The sequence below is a fragment of the Vibrio sp. 378 genome, from assembly GCF_033339435.1.
In genome coordinates, this window is the sequence record NZ_JAWOUO010000559.1 from 1 (window position 1) to 696 (window position 696).

Sequence of the window (696 nt, forward strand, 5' to 3'; positions counted from 1 at the left end):
AGCCGATCATCGCCATCATGTGAACGCCTTTGGTGAATACGTCGTGGGTTTCCTTCCAAGCGATAACGCCACCAAACGTGAACACCATAAAACCAGCAAGAGCACCGATGATCATTGAGCCGGTGTAAAGCTGAACACCAAGCGCGGCAATAATACCAAGTGCAGCCACTAGGATGTGCTGTTTGTTAATGCTGTGGTCGGTTTCGTGAACCACCGTCAGTTCTGTTTCTTTGTACTCACGAGGTTTTCGGTAGCTAACAAAAATGGCCAGTAGCAAACCAAAAATCATACCCGCGCCAGGAAGCAACATTGCGGTTGGTACTTGGCTTGCGACAACGTTCTCTAAACCGTTGTCATGCAGGTTCTTCAGCAAGATGTTGTTTAAGAAGATCCCGCCAAAACCAACAGGAAGCACCATGTAAGGTGTAATCAGACCAAAAGTCAGCACACACGCAATTAAGCGACGATCCAGTTTAAGCTTCGCAAATACGCCCAAAAGAGGTGGAATCAAAATTGGAATAAAGGCGATATGAACAGGAATTACGTTCTGAGAAGACATGGTTACGAGCACTAACGCCACTAATACAGCGTATTTAAGGCCAGTAGTCGATGCTGCACTTTCTTTGCCGTTTAGGCGTTTAATCACGCTTTTTGCGAGCAGGTCAGTGATACCAGATTTAGAAATGGCAACGGCGA

Annotated in this window: 1 protein-coding gene; it reads right to left on the reverse strand. The window is 46.4% G+C overall.

The window, feature by feature from the left end; all coding sequences use genetic code 11:
* The coding region (locus tag R7Q48_RS27535; protein WP_318133447.1) for a Na+/H+ antiporter NhaC family protein at nt 1-696 on the reverse strand (696 nt) is incomplete at both ends.